The sequence below is a fragment of the Salinihabitans flavidus genome, from assembly GCF_900110425.1.
Classification (GTDB): domain Bacteria; phylum Pseudomonadota; class Alphaproteobacteria; order Rhodobacterales; family Rhodobacteraceae; genus Salinihabitans; species Salinihabitans flavidus.
The window spans coordinates 73,976-92,363 of the sequence record NZ_FODS01000017.1 but is presented as its reverse complement, the minus strand read 5'-3'; the positions used below and the strand labels follow the sequence as shown (position 1 = coordinate 92,363).

Genomic DNA, 18,388 nt, shown 5'->3' with positions numbered 1-18,388 from the left:
CCCATGCTGCGCCATGTCTTTGCGGATGGCGGTTATGCAGGACCCAAACTGCGCGATGCGCTGAAAGCCATCGGACGTTGGAGCGTCCAGATCGTCAAACGCTCCGACACCGCCGACGGGTTCGAGGTTCTGCCACACCGATGGGTGGTCGAGCGCACCCTTGCTTGGCTGGGCCGATGCCGCCGCCTGTCAAAAGATTGGGAAAAATCCATCGCCAGCGCAGAGGCGTGGATCACAATCGCCCACATTCGACGCGTCACACGCCATCTCGCAAGGGATTAATAATGCTCAGATAGTTTTGAATCAGACTCTTAGATCGCGGGTGTTGGCGGCCATGTCGAGCACCGGAATCCCCGATCCGGCAATTGCCCGGGAAAACTCCTGCACGATGATGTTGCGGATCTGGAAGCTGATCTCGTCCATGGTGAATTCGCCGTCCGTGCCGACGATCTCCGACAGGAATCGCGCCGGATCGCCCACCCGGATCGTATAGGTGCCAAAGGCCCGCAGACGCACCGGCCCAAACTCGGGGTCGCGGCAGATGATCGGGTTCTTCGTGCCCCACTTGAGATCCGAAAACCGCGTGGTGTTGACGAAGTAGATTTCCGACTTGAACGGCGACTGGAACGCGTGGTCCCAGTGCTGAAGCGTCGTCATCACCGGCATGTTGTTGGTCTCCAGCATATAAAGACCGGGGGTGAAGACATCGGCAAGCTGGCCTTCGTGAACGAAGACGGCGGCCTGCCCCTCGCGCACGGTGAGCTTTGCGCCGTATTTGATTTCATGGCCCTCGCGCTCGAACCGCCAGACCATCGTGTCGCGGGTGTCGTCGGTCCAGTGGATGACGTCGATGAATTCGCCGGCGAGGAAATCGAAGATGCCCATGCCCTAGGATGCTTTCGGCTTTTTCACGGCCGATTCGGTTTTTGGCAGCTTGGGAGGGTGGCTATTGCCGTTCGTTTTGCCCGCTCCTTGCGCCTGATAACCTCTGGCCACAAGCTTGGGCTTTGGCTGATAGCCATCGACCAGAAATGTGCGCTTATCTTTTGTCATTAGTCTCTCCCGCATCATCCAAAAATTCGATCGACCTTACCGAAGACAGGCTGACCAGTCCGGAACGCCCCGGCTGCGGTTTAGTCCATTGTCCCGATTCATCTTCATTATATAGGCGTTCAAGATAAATGTCGCTACGGTTGCTGTCACTCGCAGCGAGTGAAGACTCTCCGAAATACCCTCGTATCACGGTGCCATCCTCAAAAGTGACGATCACCAGACAAGGTTGGCGATCATTTCCAAATGCGTAGTCGTGGGCCCGTTGAACCGGATGAACAATCGGCATGGACAAGCGTCGCAGGATCGCATTGTTCCAGCCATGTGACAGGTTCCAGCCCAGCAACAAACCAATAGCCGCCGGGCTGACGATCACCTCAAGAAACAGAAGGGCCTTGTCGGGAACGGATACTGTAAACCCATAATTTTGAAGAGTGAGCAGAATATATGCAAACAGTGGTGCCACAAAAATGAGGAACAGCTGGTTCACCAGGCTTAGAACAATCGCTTCCACGACGAGTTCGGAGGATTTGGGCCGAACGCCAAGGATGAAACGAGACCTGATGATGATCACGACGTACCCTGCGAGAAGATAGCGCGCAGCGAACTCGAAGGTATCAGGAGAAAGCAGGTTCTGCATATCGCTCAATCGCGGCCCATCTGTTCGCGGGCCAGGGTTCGGATGACGGGGCGGGCCTCTTCGCCGCTCTGGCCGGGAGAAAGGCGTGGATCGTAGAGCATGGCGAGCAGTTTTTCGTCATGCTCGGTCAGAAGCGCGAATTCGTCGTCGTCGTTGAAGATCGACGGGCGCGCTTCGGGGCTGTCGTTGGCAAGGCCAAGCCCCTGCGCGAGTTCCTCGTGGATGCAGGCGCTGCGCAGAAGCTCTGGGTGTTCGGCGCGGATCAGGGCGATGGCACTGGTATAGGTGTACTGGTCCCCCCCGCGCGAGAAGGCGACCACGAAGCAATGGATGTCGCGCGGAAGGAAGCGGAAATGCCGGATGGTGGAGGGGGCGGCATAGGGCGCAATCTCCCGCACCTTGTCCATCATCGTGTCGCGGTCGTCCTCTCCCATCACGAGGACATGGAAGTTCGACGATCTTTCGCTTGTGGTGATGGGATGGCCTGTGATCCGTGCCAGCCGCGCGGCATAGTCGCGGACTTCGGTCCGGGTCGCACTTCGGATTTCATCATGGACGGAGGGCCCGAAGGTCAGGCCGATGCGCACCGGCCCTTTCCAGCGACGCAGGTTGCTTTCGCGCCCGGCGCTGCGGCGCAGGCTGCCGGTGTCGTCGTATTCATCGAAGAAGGTGATCCGCTCGAAATTCGCGGCGAGCATCCTCGTGGAATAGGGGGTGTCTGTACCGCCGCCATCGGTGCGCAGAAGCCCGCGTGAGAGAAGTTCGGCCTGCACCCGCGAGTAATAGCGGGCAAGTTGCGCGCTTTGTTCGGAGGGTGCGCGCGGCGCGGGGGCGGCGGCAGGTTCCGGTGCCGGGGATTCCGTGGTGGGGGCAAACTCGTCACAGCCTGCAACCACCAGAAGCGTCAGCGCGCCGATTATGATGGATTGAGCGCGCAAACGATCATGCCTTCCCGGTGGAGGTGGCGACGGTATCGCCCAGCCCGGTGGACTTGGCCTTGGCGGCGGCGAGCGTGTCGCGCAGCTCCGCCTCCATCTTCCTCAGTTCCTCTTCGGCGGCGGCGCGGCGGGCCTTGCCCTCGTCCGCGATCTGGAGGCTTTCCTCGATCGTGCCGATGAGATCGGCATTGGCCGTCTTGATCGCCTCTATGTCGAACACGCCACGCTCCATCTCTTCGCGGATCACCTTGTTGCTTTCGCGCAGGTTGGCGGCGTTCGAGGTTAGAAGATCGTTGGTCAGATCATTGGCGTCGCGCACCGCCGAGGCCGCTTCCGCCGACCGCTGAATCGTCACCGCCTGCGCCAGTTGCGTTTCCCAGAGCGGAACCGTGTTGACAAGGGTGGAGTTGATCTTGGTCACGAGGCTCTTGTCGTTTTCCTGCACCAGCCGGATCGAGGGCAACGACTGCATCGTGACCTGCCGGGTGAGCCGCAGATCGTGCACGCGGCGTTCCAGATCGTCGCGTGCGGCGCGCAGGTCGCGCAACTGCTGCGCCTTCATCACCTGTTCATCCTCGGGGGCGTCTTTCACCTCCTGTTCCTTGGCGGGGATGTCGGTGCCGTCGAGTTCGGCGATCTTCGCCTCTCCGGCGGCGATGTAGAGGGCCAGCTCGTCATAGAAATCAAGGGTCTTTTCATAGAGCATGTCCAGCCCCTTGATGTCCTTGAGCAGCTTGTGTTCATGGCCCAGAAGATCGGTGGTAATCTTGTCGATCTGCGCCTGAACGGTTTCGAAGCGGGCGGTGAACTGCGCGATCGGGGCGGCACGCCCCAGCAGCCGTTCCCACCAGCTTTGCTTGCGGTTGAGGTCAAGCTCGCTTCCGGTAAACCCACGGATCGACGAGACGATCTCGCGCAGGGCGTTGCCGGCGGGGCCGACATCCTTGTTGCGCACATCGGCGAGCATGGCCTGACTGATCTGCTGCAACTCCGCCTGCGCGGCCGAGCCGAAGGAGACGATGGAATTGCTGTCGGACATGTCGATTTCCGCGAGGCGGCGGGTGATCTCGGCAGAGCGGGGCGCGTCGGCCTGTTCGAGCGGCACAACGGCGTTCTCGGGTTCGCGCAGCTCGACGGCGGCGGTGTTGACGATTTCGGCCATTTCCTCTTCGGCTTTCTGGCGGGTTTGGTCGGACATGGGGATTCCTTGTGCGTTTGGGTCTATTGGTTGGGGTCAATCACTTTGCGGAGCGACGCCCTCGCGCCGGAGCCGGTCGCGCAGCACGTCGATCTCGATCGTCAGGTCGGAGCGGTCGTCAAGCAGCATCTTGCGGGTCCGGGCGGTGAAGTTCCGCTCCAGATCGTCAAGCAGCGCCTCGTAGTCGGCGCGGGCCTTCGCATCGCCGGTGCGGGCATGGATGTCGGCGAATTTCACCGTCGCGTCGCGCGCGCCCAGCAGGTAGACGCTGAGGTATTTGCGCGCGGCGGTCAAGTCGCGCGGGTCCTGTTCCACCGTGCGGAAGAGGTCGCGGGCAGTGGCCTGAAACCGTTCCACCCGCGCCTGCAGCGTTCGGTCGCGGGTTCGGGCGATGGCCTCCGACATGGCGGTGAGGTGTTTTTCGGCCTCGTCCACGGCGCGGGCGACACGGCGCGTCTGAAAGGCATCGGTGCTGTCGGCGCCCTTGTCGGTCATCGGATCGAGGCCGAAGGCCAGCCCGTGCAGCACCGCGCCCACCACGCCATAGATGGCGGGCGCGACGATTCCGCCGCCCACCGCATAACCGGCGATCGCCAGCCCCGTGCCGGTGAGCACCGAGCCGGCCATCTTGCGCGGAAAGGCCGGGCGGCGGGCCACCCTGCGCGCCTCATAGGCGTCCTGCGCCAGCAGCCCCTCGCGCGTGAGCCATGCCGCCAGCAGCAAGAGCCCCAGCGCCGCGAGGTTGAGCACGAGCCCGGCGGGACCGCTCGTGAACGCCTGCCAGACAAGCGGCAGGGGCACGATGAAAAGCAGGTTGACGCGTCCGCCCGCGCGACTTCGACGGGCGGTGGCAAAGGCGCTGCGCGGGGGCGTGTCGCCGCCAGTGTCCGCGCCGTCCGGGCTGTGAGGTCCGCCATAACGCCGCGCCATTACACGCCCCCCCCGATGGTCACGAAGAGGATCAGCAGGACAAGCAGAACGAAGGCGAGTTTTTTCAATCCGGTATCGGACATGTTGCGCGGCACCCCTGTCAGCCCCATAGCGAACTTAGGAACAATTGCGCGTCCTTACCAGTGGCAAGATCGGCGCGAGGGGCAGCCGGCGGGATTCAACCCGTGGTTTCGGGGGCGTGGGGCGGGGTCTGCCGCTGCTGTCCGGCCCCGAACTACTCGGCGGCCTTTTTCTTCGGGGCGGCTTTCTTTTTCGGCGCGGCCTTCTTCTTTGCCGCCGGCTTGTTGGCGGCAGGCTTTTTGGCGGCGGGTTTGCGCCCGCCTTTTTTCGCCGCCTTCTCGGTAATCAGTTCCACCGCGCGATCCATCGTGAGGTCCTGCGGGTCGGTCTCCTTGGGCAGGGTGGCGTTGATCTTGCCCCATTTGACATAGGGGCCATAGCGCCCGTCCATCACGTTGACCGGCCCGCCCTCGGACGGGTGCTCGCCCAGTTCCTTCAGCGGTTTGACAGCCGCACCGCGCCCGGCGCCGCGGCTGGCGGCCTTCTTTGCGAGCTCTTCCACCGCGCGGTTCATGCCGATGGTGAAAACGTCGTCCACCTCCTTGAGGTTGGCATAGAGCCGGCCGTGTTTGACGTAGGGCCCGTAACGGCCGATCCCGGCCTCGATCATCTCGCCGTCGTCGGGGTGGGGGCCGACCTCGCGTGGCAGGCTGAGCAGGGTCAGCGCCTTTTCAAGGTCCATCTCGTCCTTGGACCAGCCCTTGGGCAGGGAGGCGCGGGGCGGCTTCTTGTTCTCTTCGGTCGCCTCGCCGCGCTGCACATAGGGGCCGAACCGACCGGAGCGCAGCGTGATCTCATCGCCGTCATCGACGCCCAGAACCCGGTCGCCACCATCGTCGGCATCGCCGCTGATCGGGCGCGTGTAGCGGCATTCGGGATAATTGCCGCACCCGATGAACCCGCCGCTGCGCGAGGTCTTCAGGTGCAGCTTTCCCGTCCCACAGAGCGGGCAGATGCGCGGGTCGCTGCCATCTTCGCGCGGAGGGTAGAGCTGCGGGGCGAGCGCATCGTCGAGCACGTCGAGCACCTCGGTGATGCGCAGCTCGCTCGTTTCGGCGATGGCGGTGGAGAAATCGCGCCAGAACCGGGCGAGCAAATCCTTGTAGTCGGCCTCTCCGGCGCTCACGCGGTCAAGCTCTTCCTCAAGGTTGGCGGTGAACTCATAGCCCACGTATTTGCGGAAGAAATTGAGCAGGAAGATGGTGACGATCCGGCCCTTGTCCTCTGGAATCAGGCGATTGCCGTCCTTGCGGACATATTCGCGATCCTGAATCGTGGTGACGATGGAGGCATAGGTGGAGGGACGGCCGATGCCCAGCTCCTCCATCTTCTTGACCAGCGTCGCCTCAGTATAGCGCGGGGGGGGCAGGGTGAAATGCTGCTCGGGCGTGACGGAGCGTTTTTCCGCGCGCTCGCCCTCGGTGATCTGCGGTAGGCGCTTGTCGTCCTCATCGACCACCGTATCGTCGCGGCCTTCCTCGTAGATGCGCATGAACCCGTCGAAAAGCATCACCTGACCCGTGGCGCGCAACCCCACCTGCCGGTCGGCGCTTTCGATCTGCACCGTGGTGCGTTCGAGCCGGGCCGCTTCCATCTGACAGGCGAGCGTGCGCTTCCAGATCAGATCGTACAGCTTGCGCTGATCGGCGTCCCGGAGCTTCAGCGCGGCGGCGTCGCGCGTCATTTCGGTGGGGCGGATACATTCATGCGCTTCCTGCGCGTTCTTGGCCTTGTTCTTGTACATCCGCGGGCTTTTGGGCAGATATTCGGCGCCGAAGCGGTCCTTGATCGCGTCGCGCGCGGCCATCACCGCCTCTGGCGCCATGTCGATGCCGTCGGTCCGCATGTAGGTGATATGCCCGGCCTCGTAGAGGCGCTGCGCGGTGCTCATGGTCTGGCGTGCGCCCATGCCGAACTTGCGGCTCGCCTCCTGCTGCAGGGTGGAAGTCATGAACGGGGCAGAGGGGTTGCGCGCGGCCGGCTTGGCCTCCACCGACGCCACGCTGAGATCGCGCGATTCGATGGCCTGCACCGCCAGTTCGGCGGCGGTGCCATCCTTCAGCGACATCTTGTCGAGCTTCTCGCCGCCCAGAAGCGTCAGCCGTGCCTCGTAGGTCTGGCCGCGCGGGGTGGCCAGCAGCGCCTTGACGGACCAGTATTCCTGCGCGTTGAACGCCTCGATCTCCATTTCGCGCTCGACGATGAGGCGCAGGCAGACCGATTGCACCCGGCCGGCCGACTTGGCGCCCGGCAGCTTGCGCCACAACACCGGAGAGAGGTTGAACCCCACCAGATAATCGAGCGCGCGGCGCGCCAGATAAGCCTCCACCAGCGGGGCATCGATATCGCGGGGGTTGGCCATCGCGTCGGTCACGGCGGCCTTGGTGATCGCGTTGAACACGACGCGCGAGACGGGGGTGTCCTTCTTGATCGCCTTGCGATTGCGCAGGGTTTCCTCAAGGTGCCATGAAATCGCCTCTCCCTCGCGGTCGGGGTCGGTGGCGAGGATCAGGTTGTTGTCGTCCTTGAGTGCATCGGCGATCGCCTTCACATGTTTGCGTGAATCGGTGCCGACCTCCCATTTCATCTCGAAATCATGCTCCGTATCGACGGAGCCGTCCTTGGGGGGCAGGTCGCGCACATGGCCGTAGGATGCGAGAACCGTGTAGTCTGACCCCAGGTATTTATTGATGGTCTTGGCTTTGGCAGGGGATTCGACAACGACAACGGGCATTCAATATCCTTCCGACTCGGGGCGCGAGCGTTATGGCGGGCAAAAGTGTCGTGTGGAAGGGGGGAATGTCAATGCGGCCCGGCAATGCGCCCGCCGAGCGGGAGGCCGCGGGCAGGGGGGAGGCGTCAGCCCTTGCCGCGCGAGAGCAGCCCGCCGGACTGGCGCGTGATCCGGCCGTCAAGTTCGAGATCGACAAGCACAGGCGTGACCTGATTGGCCGGGGCGTCCAGATCGCGGATGAGCTGATCCTCGGCCAGCGGGGCGGGGCCGAGACGGTTCAGGATCTGCCGATGCAGCGCCGCCGTCTCCCGCAGGGAGCGTTGGGGCGATGCGGCGCGCGCCGGCGCGGAAGGTGGGTCGAGCGGCAATTCCTGTTGCTCGCGGGCGGGTGCGGCGGCGGGGCCGATTGCCTCCAGCACGTCATCGGCGCCGCGCACCAGCGTGGCCCCGTCGCGGATCAGCATGTTGCAGCCCGCCGCGCGGGCGTCATGGGGGTGGCCCGGCACGGCGAGCACCTCGCGCCCCTGATCGAGCGCGTTGCGCGCGGTGATGAGAGAGCCGGAGCGCGCCGCCGCCTCCACCACCAGAACCGCCGGGGCGAGGCCCGAGATGATGCGGTTGCGGGCCGGGAAATGGCGCGCCTGCGGCATGCGGCCCATCGGCTGCTCGGACAGGCACAGGCCGGTTTCGGCAATGTTTTCCGCCAGTTGGGTATTCTCCGCCGGGTAGATCACATCGATACCGCCGGCAAAGACCGCGATCGTTCCGGTCTCCAGCGCGGCGCTGTGCGCGGCGGTGTCCACGCCGCGGGCAAGGCCCGAGACGATGGCAAACCCCCGCGCGCCGAGATCGGTGGCCAGTCGCCGGGCCATGCGCGTGCCCAGAGAGGAGGCGTTGCGCGCGCCGACCATCGCGAGGGCGGGTTGACGGAGCAGATCCGCCCGCCCCTTCGCCCAGAGGACCGGGGGCGCGTCGGGCAGATCCGCCAGCAGAGCAGGGTAGCCCGGCGAGCCGAAGGCGATCATCCGCGCCCCGGCGCGGCGGGCGGCGCGCAGTTCGGCCTCCACCACCGTTTCGGGACATATTTCGTAGGAGGTTTCGCCAGCGGCGCGGGCGATTTCGGGCAGCGCGTCCAAAGCGGCAATCGCGCTGCCATGCTCTGCCAGAAGACGGTGGAAGGTGGTCGGGCCGACCCGGCGAGACCGCAAGAGGCGAAGCCACGAGAACCGTTCTTCTTCCGTGGTGGGTGGGAGTTGGGGGTGAGTGGAAGAATGGTCGTCTTCGGTCATCCGCGGCTCCGCCTGCTTGCTGAGACCGTTTTAGGGACAGGGTGGTTAATGGCAGGTAAACCGATTCGGGGACGAAGCGCATTTTTCTTGAATTTTGCGTAACTACATGAAAATCCATGTTAATTATATGATGAGATCGAATAGGCTCATGTCGGTATCACGTCAGTAAAACGTCGGTATCGCGTCGGTCCCGCCGCCTTGGCCCGGGGTGAAAGCCCGATCGTGACCCCGGCGGACGTTGCTTCGGCGCGTCTGACGGGCCCCATCCCGCCCGCCCTGTCCCGCCAGCCGCGCCGCGCGCCGGCGGGCGCGGATCGCGTATTTGCGCAAAGGTGAAGCGGGCAAACAGGCCTGCCGGGCCAGCGGCGGCGCCGTCAGGTGCCCGCGCCGCCCACGGTCAGCCCGTCGATCAGCACCGTGGGCTGGCCGACGCCGACCGGCACCCATTGGCCGGCCTTGCCGCAGTTGCCCATGCCGGGATCGAGCGCCATGTCGTTGCCCAGCCCCCGGATCCCCTGCATCGCGGTGGCACCGTCGCCGATCAGCGTGGCGCCTTTCACCGGCGCGCGGACCTTGCCGCCCTCGACGCGATACGCCTCGGTGCAGGAGAAGACGAACTTACCGTTGGTGATGTCCACCTGCCCGCCGCCGAAGCCCACCGCGTAGAGGCCGTCCTTCATCTCGGCCAGAAGCGTCTCGGGGTCGGCGGTGCCCGATTCCATGTAGGTGTTGGTCATGCGCGGCATCGGCGGGTGGGCATAGCTTTCGCGGCGCCCGTTGCCCGTCGCCTCCACCCCCATGAGGCGGGCGTTCTGGCGATCCTGCATGTAGCCCACGAGAATCCCGTCCTCGATCAGCACGTTGCGGCCCGAAGGCGTGCCCTCGTCGTCCACGGTGATGGAGCCGCGCCGGTCGGGCAGGGTGCCGTCGTCGACCACGGTCACGCCGGGGGCCGCGACGCGATCTCCCATGCGGCCCGCGAAGCGCGAGCTGCCCTTGCGGTTGAAATCGCCCTCCAGCCCGTGGCCCACGGCCTCGTGCAGCAGGATGCCCGGCCAGCCGGGGGCGAGCACCACCGGCATCGCCCCGGCGGGGGCCGGTTCGGCCCGCAGGTTGACCAGCGCGATGCGCAGCGCCTCGCGCGCCTTGGCCTGCCAGTCGGCCGGTTGCAGAAGCCCGTCCAGACCGACGCGCCCGCCGCCCCCGGCGGTGCCGCTTTCGCGCAGGCCGTCCTGTTCGACGATGATCGAGACATTGACCCGTGTCATCGGCCGCACATCGCGGATATGGCTGCCGTCGGGGCGCAGGATCTCCACCTCCTGATGCGCGGCCGAGAGGCTGGCGGTCACCTGCACCACGCGCGGGTCGAGATCGCGGGCGAAGGCGTCGATCTCGCGCAGGGTGTCGAGTTTCACCGGGAAATCGGCCCCTGTGATCGGGTCGGCATCCGTATAGAGGTGGCGGTTGGTGGCGCGCGGCCCGTCGGACAGCACCCCGCCGCCATTCCCCACGGCCAGCCGCGCGGTGGCCACGGCGCGGCGCAGGGCGGATTCGGAAATCTCGGAGGAATGGGCATAGCCCGAGACCGCGCCGTTGACCGCGCGCAGGCCGAATCCTTCCGCCGCGTCGTAGCTGGCGGTGCGAATCCGCCCGTCGTCGAAGACCAGCGCCTCGGCCCGGCGGCGTTCGAGGAAAATCTCTCCATCCTCGGCCCCGGCAGTCGCTTCGCGCAGCAGCGACAGGGCGCGATCAGGGTCGAGCGTAGTCTCGAAAGGGCGGAATTTGGACTCGGTCATGGGCGGTTCTCCCCGGGAATTTGACATAAATCAAAAAAAGCGTCTGTTCGCCGCAGGCATCTTTCTTTATCTGGACGCCAGAATATGATCTTTAGCATCGACAAAACAAACGGATTCCGCCGCAGGTGCGGCAGACCGTCCGCCAAGATACCGATGAAGACCGCAACCGATCAGGGTGAGCCATGCGAATTCTCAAACCAACCTTTGGCCTTCTGGCCGCATTGACCGCAGTTCCCGCCGCCGCGCAGCAGGCGGAGTCCGTGGGCAAGCCCGTGGATCGCGGGACCGGGTTTCAGCCCGCCGCGACCGAGCTGGCGCGCGACCTGCAGTCGCTGGATTTCCTGATCCTCGTGATCATCACCGGCATCACCCTGCTGGTCTCCGCGCTGTTGCTCTATGCGATGGTGCGGTTCCGCCGCCGGGCGAACCCGAACCCGTCGTCCTTCACCCACAACACCCCGGTGGAGATCGTCTGGACCGTCGGGCCGATCGTGATCCTTGTGCTCATCGGCGCGTTTTCCCTGCCGGTTCTGTTCAAGCAGCAGGAGATCCCCGAGGCCGACCTGACCATCAAGGTCACCGGCTATCAGTGGTACTGGGGTTATGACTATGTCGATCACGACTTCGGGTTCGAAAGCTTCCTGCTGCCAAAAGAGGATCTGGCCGAGTATGGCTACAACTCCGACGAATACCTGCTGGCGACCGATACCCGTGTGGTGGTGCCCGTGGACAAGACCGTCGTGATGCAGGTGACCGGCGCCGACGTGATCCATTCGTGGACGATTCCCGCCTTCGGCGTGAAGCAGGACGCGGTGCCGGGTCGTCTGGCCGAACTGTGGTTCAGGGCAGAGCGCGAGGGCCTCTATTTCGGCCAGTGTTCGGAACTGTGCGGCAAGGATCACGCTTATATGCCTATCACCGTGCAGGTGGTCAGCCAGGAGGAATACGACGCCTGGCTGGATGGCGCGATCGAGGATTACGCGGGCACGCCGCGGCAAATGCAGGTCGCGGCGGCAGAGTAGGACACCGCAAGGGGAGGGGCGCCGGGGCGCCCCGCCACTGGGCGGCGCGGGTCGCGTGACCCGCCATAACGGATGAGAGACATGAGCGACGCGAGCCTTCACAGCCAAGCCAGCGACCGCGATGCCGGGTTTGCCGACTACTTTGCCCTGCTCAAGCCGCGGGTGATGTCGCTTGTGGTCTTCACCGCGATGGTGGGGCTGCTGGCGGCGCCGGTGGCGGTGCATCCGATGATCGCCTTCGCCTCCATCCTGTTCATCGCGGTGGGGGGCGGCGCGTCGGGTGCGCTCAACATGTGGTGGGATGCCGATATCGACAAGGTGATGACGCGCACCGCGCAGCGCCCGATCCCGGCGGGCCGGGTGTCTCCGGACGAGGCCTATGCCATCGGCATGACGCTGTCGGTCTTCGCGGTGATCATGCTCGCGCTCGCGGCGAACTGGGTGGCGGCGGGGCTTCTGGCGTTCACCATCTTCTTCTACGTGGTGGTCTATACCATGTGGCTCAAGCGCTGGACGCCGCAGAACATCGTGATCGGCGGCGCGGCGGGGGCGTTTCCGCCGATGATCGGCTGGGCTGTGGCGACCGGCGGGATCAGCGTGGAATCGGTGCTGATGTTCACGCTCATCTTCATGTGGACGCCGCCGCATTTCTGGGCGCTGGCGCTGTTCATGAAATCCGACTACCGCGACGCGGGGGTGCCGATGCTGACCGTGACCCACGGGCGGCGCGCGACACGGGCGCATATCCTTGTCTACACGCTGCTGCTGGCGGGGATCGCGGTGGGGATGGGCTTTACCGCGGTGGGCGGGCCGATCTACCTTCTGGTGTCGGTCGTGATGAACGCGCTCTTTGTGTACGGCGCGGTGGCGATCTGGCGGCGGGACGAGACGGCGGCGCAGGCCGACGGATACCGGCGCGAGAAATCCTTTTTCGGGCTTTCGCTGCTGTACCTCTTCCTGCATTTCGGCGCCATTCTGGGCGAGGCGGCGCTTGCGCCCTACGGGCTGGGAGGCTGGTGAGATGAGCTTTCGCGAGGAACACGAGCTGCACAAGCGCCGGTTCGGCCGCAACCTCGGCCTGGCGCTGGTGCTGGCGGGATTCATCGTCATCGTGTTCGGCCTGACGGTGGTCAAGGTCACGCGCGGCGATGGTGAACCGGAAAACGCAACGGCGGTGCAGAACTGATGGCGATGCAAAAGACACACAAGACACTTGTGCAACTGGTGGGCGTGGTCGTGGTGATGGGCGCGCTGGCATGGGCTTCTGTGCCCCTTTATGACTGGTTCTGCCGGGTCACGGGCTTCGCCGGGACCACCGGCGTGGCCGAGGGCGGATCGGACGTGATCCTTGACCGGACGATCAAGGTGCGCTTCGACGCCTCCAAGGAACGCGACATGCCGTGGGAGTTCACACCGATGCAGCGCCAGATGGAGGTGCGGATCGGGGAGACGGGCCTTGCCTTCTATGAGGCCTACAACCCGACCGACCGGCCGGTGGCGGGGCAGGCCACCTATAACGTCGCCCCCTATGAGGCGGGCGGGTTCTTCACCAAGATCGACTGCTTCTGCTTTACCGAACAGGTGCTGCAACCGGGCGAGCGGGTGCAGATGCCGGTGACCTTCTTCGTCGATCCCGAGATCGTGGACGACCGGGACGCGAAATACACCAAGCATATCACCCTGTCCTACACCTTCTATGAAATCGAGTTGCCCGAGGCCCGGCAGGCGGCCTTGACGCAGTCCCCTGAAACCGATGTAAATTAAGCCTTCCAACGAGGGAAAAGACAAAAATGGCGCACGTAAAGAACCACGATTACCACATTCTCACCCCGTCCTTGTGGCCCTTCCTGGGCGCGCTGGCCGGCTTCGTCATGCTGTTCGGCGCGGTCTGGTTCATGCATGACAAGGGGCCGTGGCTCTTTCTGATCGGGCTTGTCGGCACGCTTTATGTCATGTTCGGCTGGTGGGCCGACGTGGTGGCCGAAAGCCGGCAGGGCGATCATACCCCGGTGGTGCAGCTCGGTCTGCGCTACGGGATGATCCTGTTCATCATCTCCGAGGTGATGTTCTTCTCGGCATGGTTCTGGACCTTCTTCAAGCATGCGCTCTATCCGATGACCGAGGGCTCGCCCATCGTGGACGGGCAGTGGCCCCCCGCGGGGATCGAGACCTTCGATCCGTGGCACCTGCCGCTGATCAACACGCTGATCCTGCTGTGTTCGGGCGCGGCGGCAACATGGGCGCACCATGCCATCGCGCATGAGAACAACCGCGAGGACATGAAATGGGGGCTGATCCTTGCGGTCGTGCTGGGCGTGTTCTTCACCATCCTTCAGGCCTATGAATACAACCACGCGGCCTTCGGCTTTGCCGGCAATATCTATGGCGCGACCTTCTTCATGGCGACCGGCTTTCACGGCGCGCATGTGATCATCGGGACGATCTTCCTTCTGGTCTGTCTGATCCGGTTGCAACGGGGTCACTTCACCCAAGAAAAGCATGTCGGCTTCGAGGCGGCGGCCTGGTACTGGCACTTCGTGGACGTGGTGTGGCTGTTCCTCTTTGCCGCGATCTACGTCTGGGGCGGCTGAACGGGCCAAGCCACCTTGCAATTCGATCCGGTTTGACGGATCACCCGTCGCGGGAGGGACACCTCCCGCGATTTCGCGTTCCACCCCAAGCAAAAGGAGCCGTGGTGCCCCGCCTTGTCCTGCCCCTTGCCTTCGGCATTGTCGGAACGGCGATCCTGTTATCGCTGGGCGCGTGGCAGGTGCAGCGGCTGGCGTGGAAAGAGGCGGTTCTGGCGCAGATCGACTCGCGCATCGCGGACGATCCGGTGCCGCTTCCGGCGGACCCCGCGCCGGACGCCCACGGCTTTCTCGCAGTAAAGACGCGCGGTACGATCACCGGCGATGAGTTGCACGTTCTGGCCTCGACCCGCGATCTGGGGGCGGTCTACCGCGTGATCGCCGCCTTCGAGACCGAGGACGGGCGCCGGATCATGGTCGATCGCGGCGTGATCCCCACCGAGGAAAAGAACGCCCCGCGCGCGCCGGTCGATGTGACCCTGACCGGCAATCTGCACTGGCCGGAAGAAACCGACAGCTTCACGCCCGAAGCCGACCCCGAGGCGAACATCTGGTTCGCCCGCGACGTGCCCGCGATGGCCCGCGCTCTTGAGACCGAGCCGGTCCTGATCGTGGTGCGCGAGACATCCCAATCCGATCCGGCGGTGACGCCCCTGCCGGTGAGCAGCGCGGGCATTCCAAACGATCACCTCGAATATGCCGTCACATGGTTCGGGCTTGCCGCCGTCTGGGTTCTGATGACCGTATTCTATCTGCGCCTGATGCGCAGCCAGACAAGGAAGGGGTAGACCCGTGAAATACATCTCCACCCGCGGCAACGCGCCGGACTTGAGCTTTGCCGAGGCCATGCTGACCGGGCTGGCCCGCGATGGCGGGCTTTACGTGCCTGCCGAGATCCCGCGAATGAGCGCAGCGGAGATCGCCGCGCTGGCCGGGCTGTCCTATGAGGAGGCGGCGTTTCGGGTGATGCGCCCCTTTATCGGCGACAGCTTTACCGACGATGAGTTTCGCGGCATCCTTTCGCGGACTTATGCGGGATTTCGCCACGCCGCCCGTGCGCCGCTGGTGCAGCTTGGCCCCAACCACTTTCTGCTGGAGCTGTTCCACGGCCCGACGCTGGCGTTCAAGGACTTCGCCATGCAGTTGATCGGGCAGATGTTCGAGCACGAGCTTGAGAAGCGGGGCGAGCGTGTCACCATCGTGGGCGCGACCAGTGGCGACACCGGATCGGCGGCGATAGAGGCGTTCCGGGGGCTGGACAACGTGGATGTGTTCATCCTGTTCCCCGAGGGGCGCGTGTCCGACATTCAGCGCAAGCAGATGACCACGCCGGAGGACGCGAATGTTCACGCGCTCGCGCTGGAAGGGGATTTCGACGACTGTCAGGCGCGGCTCAAGGATATGTTCAACGATTTCGCTTTCCGCGACGGGGTGCGGCTGGCCGGGGTCAATTCGATCAACTGGGCGCGGGTGCTGGCGCAGGTGGTGTATTATTTCACTTCTGCGGTCTCGCTCGGCGCGCCGCACCGCGAGGTGAGCTTTGCCGTGCCCACGGGCAATTTCGGGGACATCTTCGCCGGCTATATCGCCAAGCGGATGGGCCTTCCGATCAACCGGCTGGTGATCGCCACCAACCGCAACGACATCCTGCACCGGGCGATGGAAACCGGCGCCTACACGAAAGAGGGCGTGACCCCCACGATCAGCCCCTCGATGGATATTCAGGTCAGCTCTAACTTCGAGCGGGCGCTGTTCGATGCCTACGGGCGCGACGGGAACGCGGTGGCGCAGCTCATGGAGGAGTTGAAATCCGGCGCCTTCACCATAAGTCAGGGCGCGATGCAGGCGCTGCGCGAGGATTTCACCTCCGGCCGCGCCTCCGAGGAGGAAACCCTCGCCACCATCCGCGCCACCCATGACAGCACCGGAGAAGTGCTTTGCCCTCACTCCGCCGTTGGGGTAAAGGTGGCCGGAGATTATCTTGATGAAACCCCAATGATCACTCTGGCCACGGCCCATCCCGCCAAGTTCCCCGACGCGGTGGAAACCGCCATCGGCGCGCGCCCGGACCTGCCGGCGCATATGCGGGACATGATGGCGCGGCCCGAACGGGTCAGCCGCGTGCCCAATGACCTTGCCGCGCTCCAGACTCTGATCAAAGACCGGATTGCCCAGAATTGACCGTCAGACAGCACACACTCCCCAACGGATTTCGCATCGTGACCGAGCAGATGCCCGGCCTGGCCTCAGCCGCCATCGGCGTCTGGGTCGGGGCGGGCGCGCGGCATGAGCGCGAAAGCCAGAATGGCATCGCGCATTTCCTCGAACACATGGCGTTCAAGGGCACGAAGCGGCGCAGCGCGCTCGACATCGCGGAGGCGATCGAGGATGTGGGCGGCTATATCAACGCCTATACCAGCCGCGAGGTCACGGCCTATTACGCCCGCGTGCTGAGCGAGGATGTGCCGCTCGCGCTCGATGTGATCGGGGATATCGTGCTCAACCCCGTGTTCGCGCCGCGCGAGATCGAGGTGGAGCGGGGCGTGATCCTTTCGGAGATCGGACAGGCGCTCGACACGCCCGACGACGTGATCTTCGACTGGCTTCAGGAACGCGCCTATCCCGATCAGCCCATCGGGCGCACCATCCTTGGCCCCGAAGAGCGGGTGAAGGGGTTCTCGCGCGCCGATCTGGCCGGTTTCGTGTCCGAGCATTACCGGCCCGACCAGATGATCCTCTCGGCGGCCGGCGGGGTCGATCACGACGCCATCGTGCGCATGGCCGAGGATCTGTTCGGCGCGATGACGCCGGGCAACCTGCTGCCGTTCCCGCCCGCGCGTTTCGCGGGGGGCGAATACCGCACTGAGAAGCCGCTGGAGCAGGCGCATTTCGCGCTTGGCCTGGAAAGCCCCGATTACTGCGATCCGGCGATCTATACCGCGCAGGTCTATTCCACGGCGCTCGGGGGGGGCATGTCCTCGCGCCTGTTTCAGGAAATCCGTGAGAAGCGCGGGCTGTGCTATACGATCTTCGCGCAGACCGGCGCCTATAGCGACACCGGCATGACGACGATCTACGCCGGCACCAGCGGCGCGCAGATCGCGGAGCTGGCGGAAATCACGATTGATGAGCTCAAGCGCGCCGCCGACGGCATGAGCCCGCAGGAGATCGAGCGCGCGCGCGCCCAGATGAAGGCGGGGCTTGTCATGGGGCTGGAAAGCCCCTCGGCGCGGGCCGAGCGGCTGGCGCGGATGCTGGCGATCTGGGACCGGGTGCCCGATCCGGCCGAATCGGTCGCGCTCATCGAGGCGGTGACGGATGAGGACGTGCGCCGTTTCGCCGAGCATATGGCCGTGGAGGCGCGCCCGGCGCTGGCGCTTTACGGCCCGGTGTCCGGCGCCCCCGATCTCGACGCCCTTCAGGGGCGGCGCGCTGCCTGATGCTGCGGTCCCGGCGCAAGCTGCGGATCGAAACGGAGCGTCTGACGCTGCGCCCGCCGGTGCATTCGGATTTCCGCGCATGGGCCGCGGCGCGCGAACGCAGCGCGGAGTTTCTCACCCCGTGGGAGCCGTCATGGTCGCCCGATCACCTTGGGCGCAAGAGTTTCACCAACCGCGTCTACTGGGCGCAGCGGTCCATCGCGCAGGGCACGGCGCTGCCGCTGTTCCTGATTCGGCGCGAGGATGAGACGCTTCTGGGGGCGATCACGCTCGACAATATCCGGCGCGGCCCGGCGCAGGCGGGCACCATCGGCTACTGGATCGGGCAGGAGCACAGCCGCCGCGGTTACATGCGCGAGGCCATCGAGGCGGTGGTGCATCACGCCTTCCGCCACCTCGACCTGAGCCGGATCGAGGCCGCCTGCCTGCCCGAAAACGTCGCCTCGCGAGGGGTTCTGGAGAAATCGGGCTTCAAATACGAAGGTGTGGCGCAATCCTATCTTCAGATCAACGGGCGCTGGCGCACCCATGTGCTTTATGCCGCGCTGCGCAGCGACCGGCGCGGGCGTACCGACGCGGGATAGGCCAGACCTGCCGTCCGTGGGGGGCTGCGCCCTCAGATATTCGCAATTTCAATACCGGATTTCACGCATCACGATTGAGTTGATACCAGAAGATGCGC

18 protein-coding genes and 1 pseudogene are annotated in these 18,388 nt (G+C 64.8%); 10 read left to right on the top strand and 9 right to left on the bottom strand.

What is annotated here, in order from left to right; all coding sequences use genetic code 11:
• The coding region (locus BMW66_RS13805) for a transposase (protein ID WP_139196180.1) at positions 1-282 on the top strand (282 nt) is incomplete at its 5' end.
• A 30-nt stretch (positions 283-312) separates the two neighbouring features.
• On the opposite strand, the pseudogene BMW66_RS13800 reads toward BMW66_RS13805, so the two are convergent.
• The 9 genes and pseudogenes from BMW66_RS13800 to tldD form a co-directional block, all read right to left on the bottom strand.
• Positions 313-885: pseudogene (locus BMW66_RS13800) on the bottom strand (SPFH domain-containing protein); the annotation flags it as partial.
• Positions 886-888: 3 nt separating this feature from the next.
• Positions 889-1,053 carry a hypothetical protein gene (locus BMW66_RS20370; protein WP_175483251.1) on the bottom strand — a complete coding sequence of 55 codons (165 nt, stop codon included), beginning with the start codon at positions 1,051-1,053 and terminating at the stop codon, positions 889-891.
• Positions 1,040-1,690 carry a DUF6338 family protein gene (locus BMW66_RS13795; RefSeq protein WP_093119372.1) on the bottom strand — a complete coding sequence of 217 codons (651 nt, stop codon included), beginning with the start codon at positions 1,688-1,690 and terminating at the stop codon, positions 1,040-1,042. Before BMW66_RS13795 ends, BMW66_RS20370 begins: the two co-directional genes overlap by 14 nt.
• 5 nt (positions 1,691-1,695) lie before the next feature.
• A complete protein-coding gene (locus tag BMW66_RS13790) occupies positions 1,696-2,628 on the bottom strand; it encodes a DUF2927 domain-containing protein (protein WP_093119370.1) in 933 nt (310 codons plus the stop codon).
• 4 nt (positions 2,629-2,632) lie between these two features.
• Positions 2,633-3,826 (bottom strand): toxic anion resistance protein, encoded by a 1,194-nt coding sequence (locus BMW66_RS13785; RefSeq protein ID WP_093119369.1) that lies wholly within the window; start codon positions 3,824-3,826, stop codon positions 2,633-2,635.
• Positions 3,827-3,862: 36 nt separating this feature from the next.
• The gene (locus tag BMW66_RS13780) at positions 3,863-4,756 is read right to left on the bottom strand and encodes a 5-bromo-4-chloroindolyl phosphate hydrolysis family protein (protein ID WP_093119368.1); all 894 of its coding nucleotides are present in this window, start codon (positions 4,754-4,756) and stop codon (positions 3,863-3,865) included.
• 235 nt (positions 4,757-4,991) lie between these two features.
• Complete coding sequence (gene topA, locus BMW66_RS13775; RefSeq protein ID WP_093119366.1) at positions 4,992-7,571, bottom strand: type I DNA topoisomerase; 2,580 nt, start codon at positions 7,569-7,571, stop codon at positions 4,992-4,994.
• Positions 7,572-7,696: 125 nt separating this feature from the next.
• On the bottom strand, positions 7,697-8,860 hold the full coding sequence (gene dprA, locus BMW66_RS13770; protein ID WP_093119364.1) for a DNA-processing protein DprA: 1,164 nt from the start codon (positions 8,858-8,860) through the stop codon (positions 7,697-7,699).
• Positions 8,861-9,234: 374 nt separating this feature from the next.
• Positions 9,235-10,656 carry a metalloprotease TldD gene (tldD, locus tag BMW66_RS13765; protein WP_093119376.1) on the bottom strand — a complete coding sequence of 474 codons (1,422 nt, stop codon included), beginning with the start codon at positions 10,654-10,656 and terminating at the stop codon, positions 9,235-9,237.
• A gap of 182 nt (positions 10,657-10,838) precedes the next feature.
• On the opposite strand from tldD, the gene coxB reads away from it, so the two are divergent.
• The 9 genes from coxB to BMW66_RS13725 all read left to right on the top strand — a co-directional run bounded on the left by coxB (position 10,839) and on the right by BMW66_RS13725 (position 18,290).
• Entirely contained in the window at positions 10,839-11,678 is an 840-nt protein-coding gene (gene coxB / locus BMW66_RS13760; protein ID WP_093119363.1) for a cytochrome c oxidase subunit II, read from the top strand.
• Positions 11,679-11,759: 81 nt separating this feature from the next.
• Entirely contained in the window at positions 11,760-12,698 is a 939-nt protein-coding gene (gene cyoE, locus BMW66_RS13755) for a heme o synthase (protein WP_093119362.1), read from the top strand.
• A gap of 1 nt (position 12,699) precedes the next feature.
• On the top strand, positions 12,700-12,864 hold the full coding sequence (locus BMW66_RS20365) for a hypothetical protein (RefSeq protein WP_175483250.1): 165 nt from the start codon (positions 12,700-12,702) through the stop codon (positions 12,862-12,864).
• Positions 12,864-13,442 carry a cytochrome c oxidase assembly protein gene (locus BMW66_RS13750; RefSeq protein WP_093119361.1) on the top strand — a complete coding sequence of 193 codons (579 nt, stop codon included), beginning with the start codon at positions 12,864-12,866 and terminating at the stop codon, positions 13,440-13,442. The genes BMW66_RS20365 and BMW66_RS13750 overlap by 1 nt, the downstream gene beginning before the upstream one ends.
• Before the next feature lie 26 nt (positions 13,443-13,468).
• Positions 13,469-14,269 (top strand): cytochrome c oxidase subunit 3, encoded by an 801-nt coding sequence (locus BMW66_RS13745; protein WP_093119359.1) that lies wholly within the window; start codon positions 13,469-13,471, stop codon positions 14,267-14,269.
• 101 nt (positions 14,270-14,370) lie between these two features.
• Positions 14,371-15,054 (top strand): SURF1 family protein, encoded by a 684-nt coding sequence (locus BMW66_RS13740; protein ID WP_093119357.1) that lies wholly within the window; start codon positions 14,371-14,373, stop codon positions 15,052-15,054.
• A 4-nt stretch (positions 15,055-15,058) separates the two neighbouring features.
• Complete coding sequence (gene thrC, locus BMW66_RS13735; protein WP_093119356.1) at positions 15,059-16,447, top strand: threonine synthase; 1,389 nt, start codon at positions 15,059-15,061, stop codon at positions 16,445-16,447.
• A complete protein-coding gene (locus BMW66_RS13730; RefSeq protein ID WP_093119354.1) occupies positions 16,444-17,706 on the top strand; it encodes a M16 family metallopeptidase in 1,263 nt (420 codons plus the stop codon). Before thrC ends, BMW66_RS13730 begins: the two co-directional genes overlap by 4 nt.
• Entirely contained in the window at positions 17,706-18,290 is a 585-nt protein-coding gene (locus tag BMW66_RS13725; RefSeq protein WP_093119352.1) for a GNAT family N-acetyltransferase, read from the top strand. Before BMW66_RS13730 ends, BMW66_RS13725 begins: the two co-directional genes overlap by 1 nt.
• The last annotated feature ends 98 nt before the right edge of the window (positions 18,291-18,388 follow it).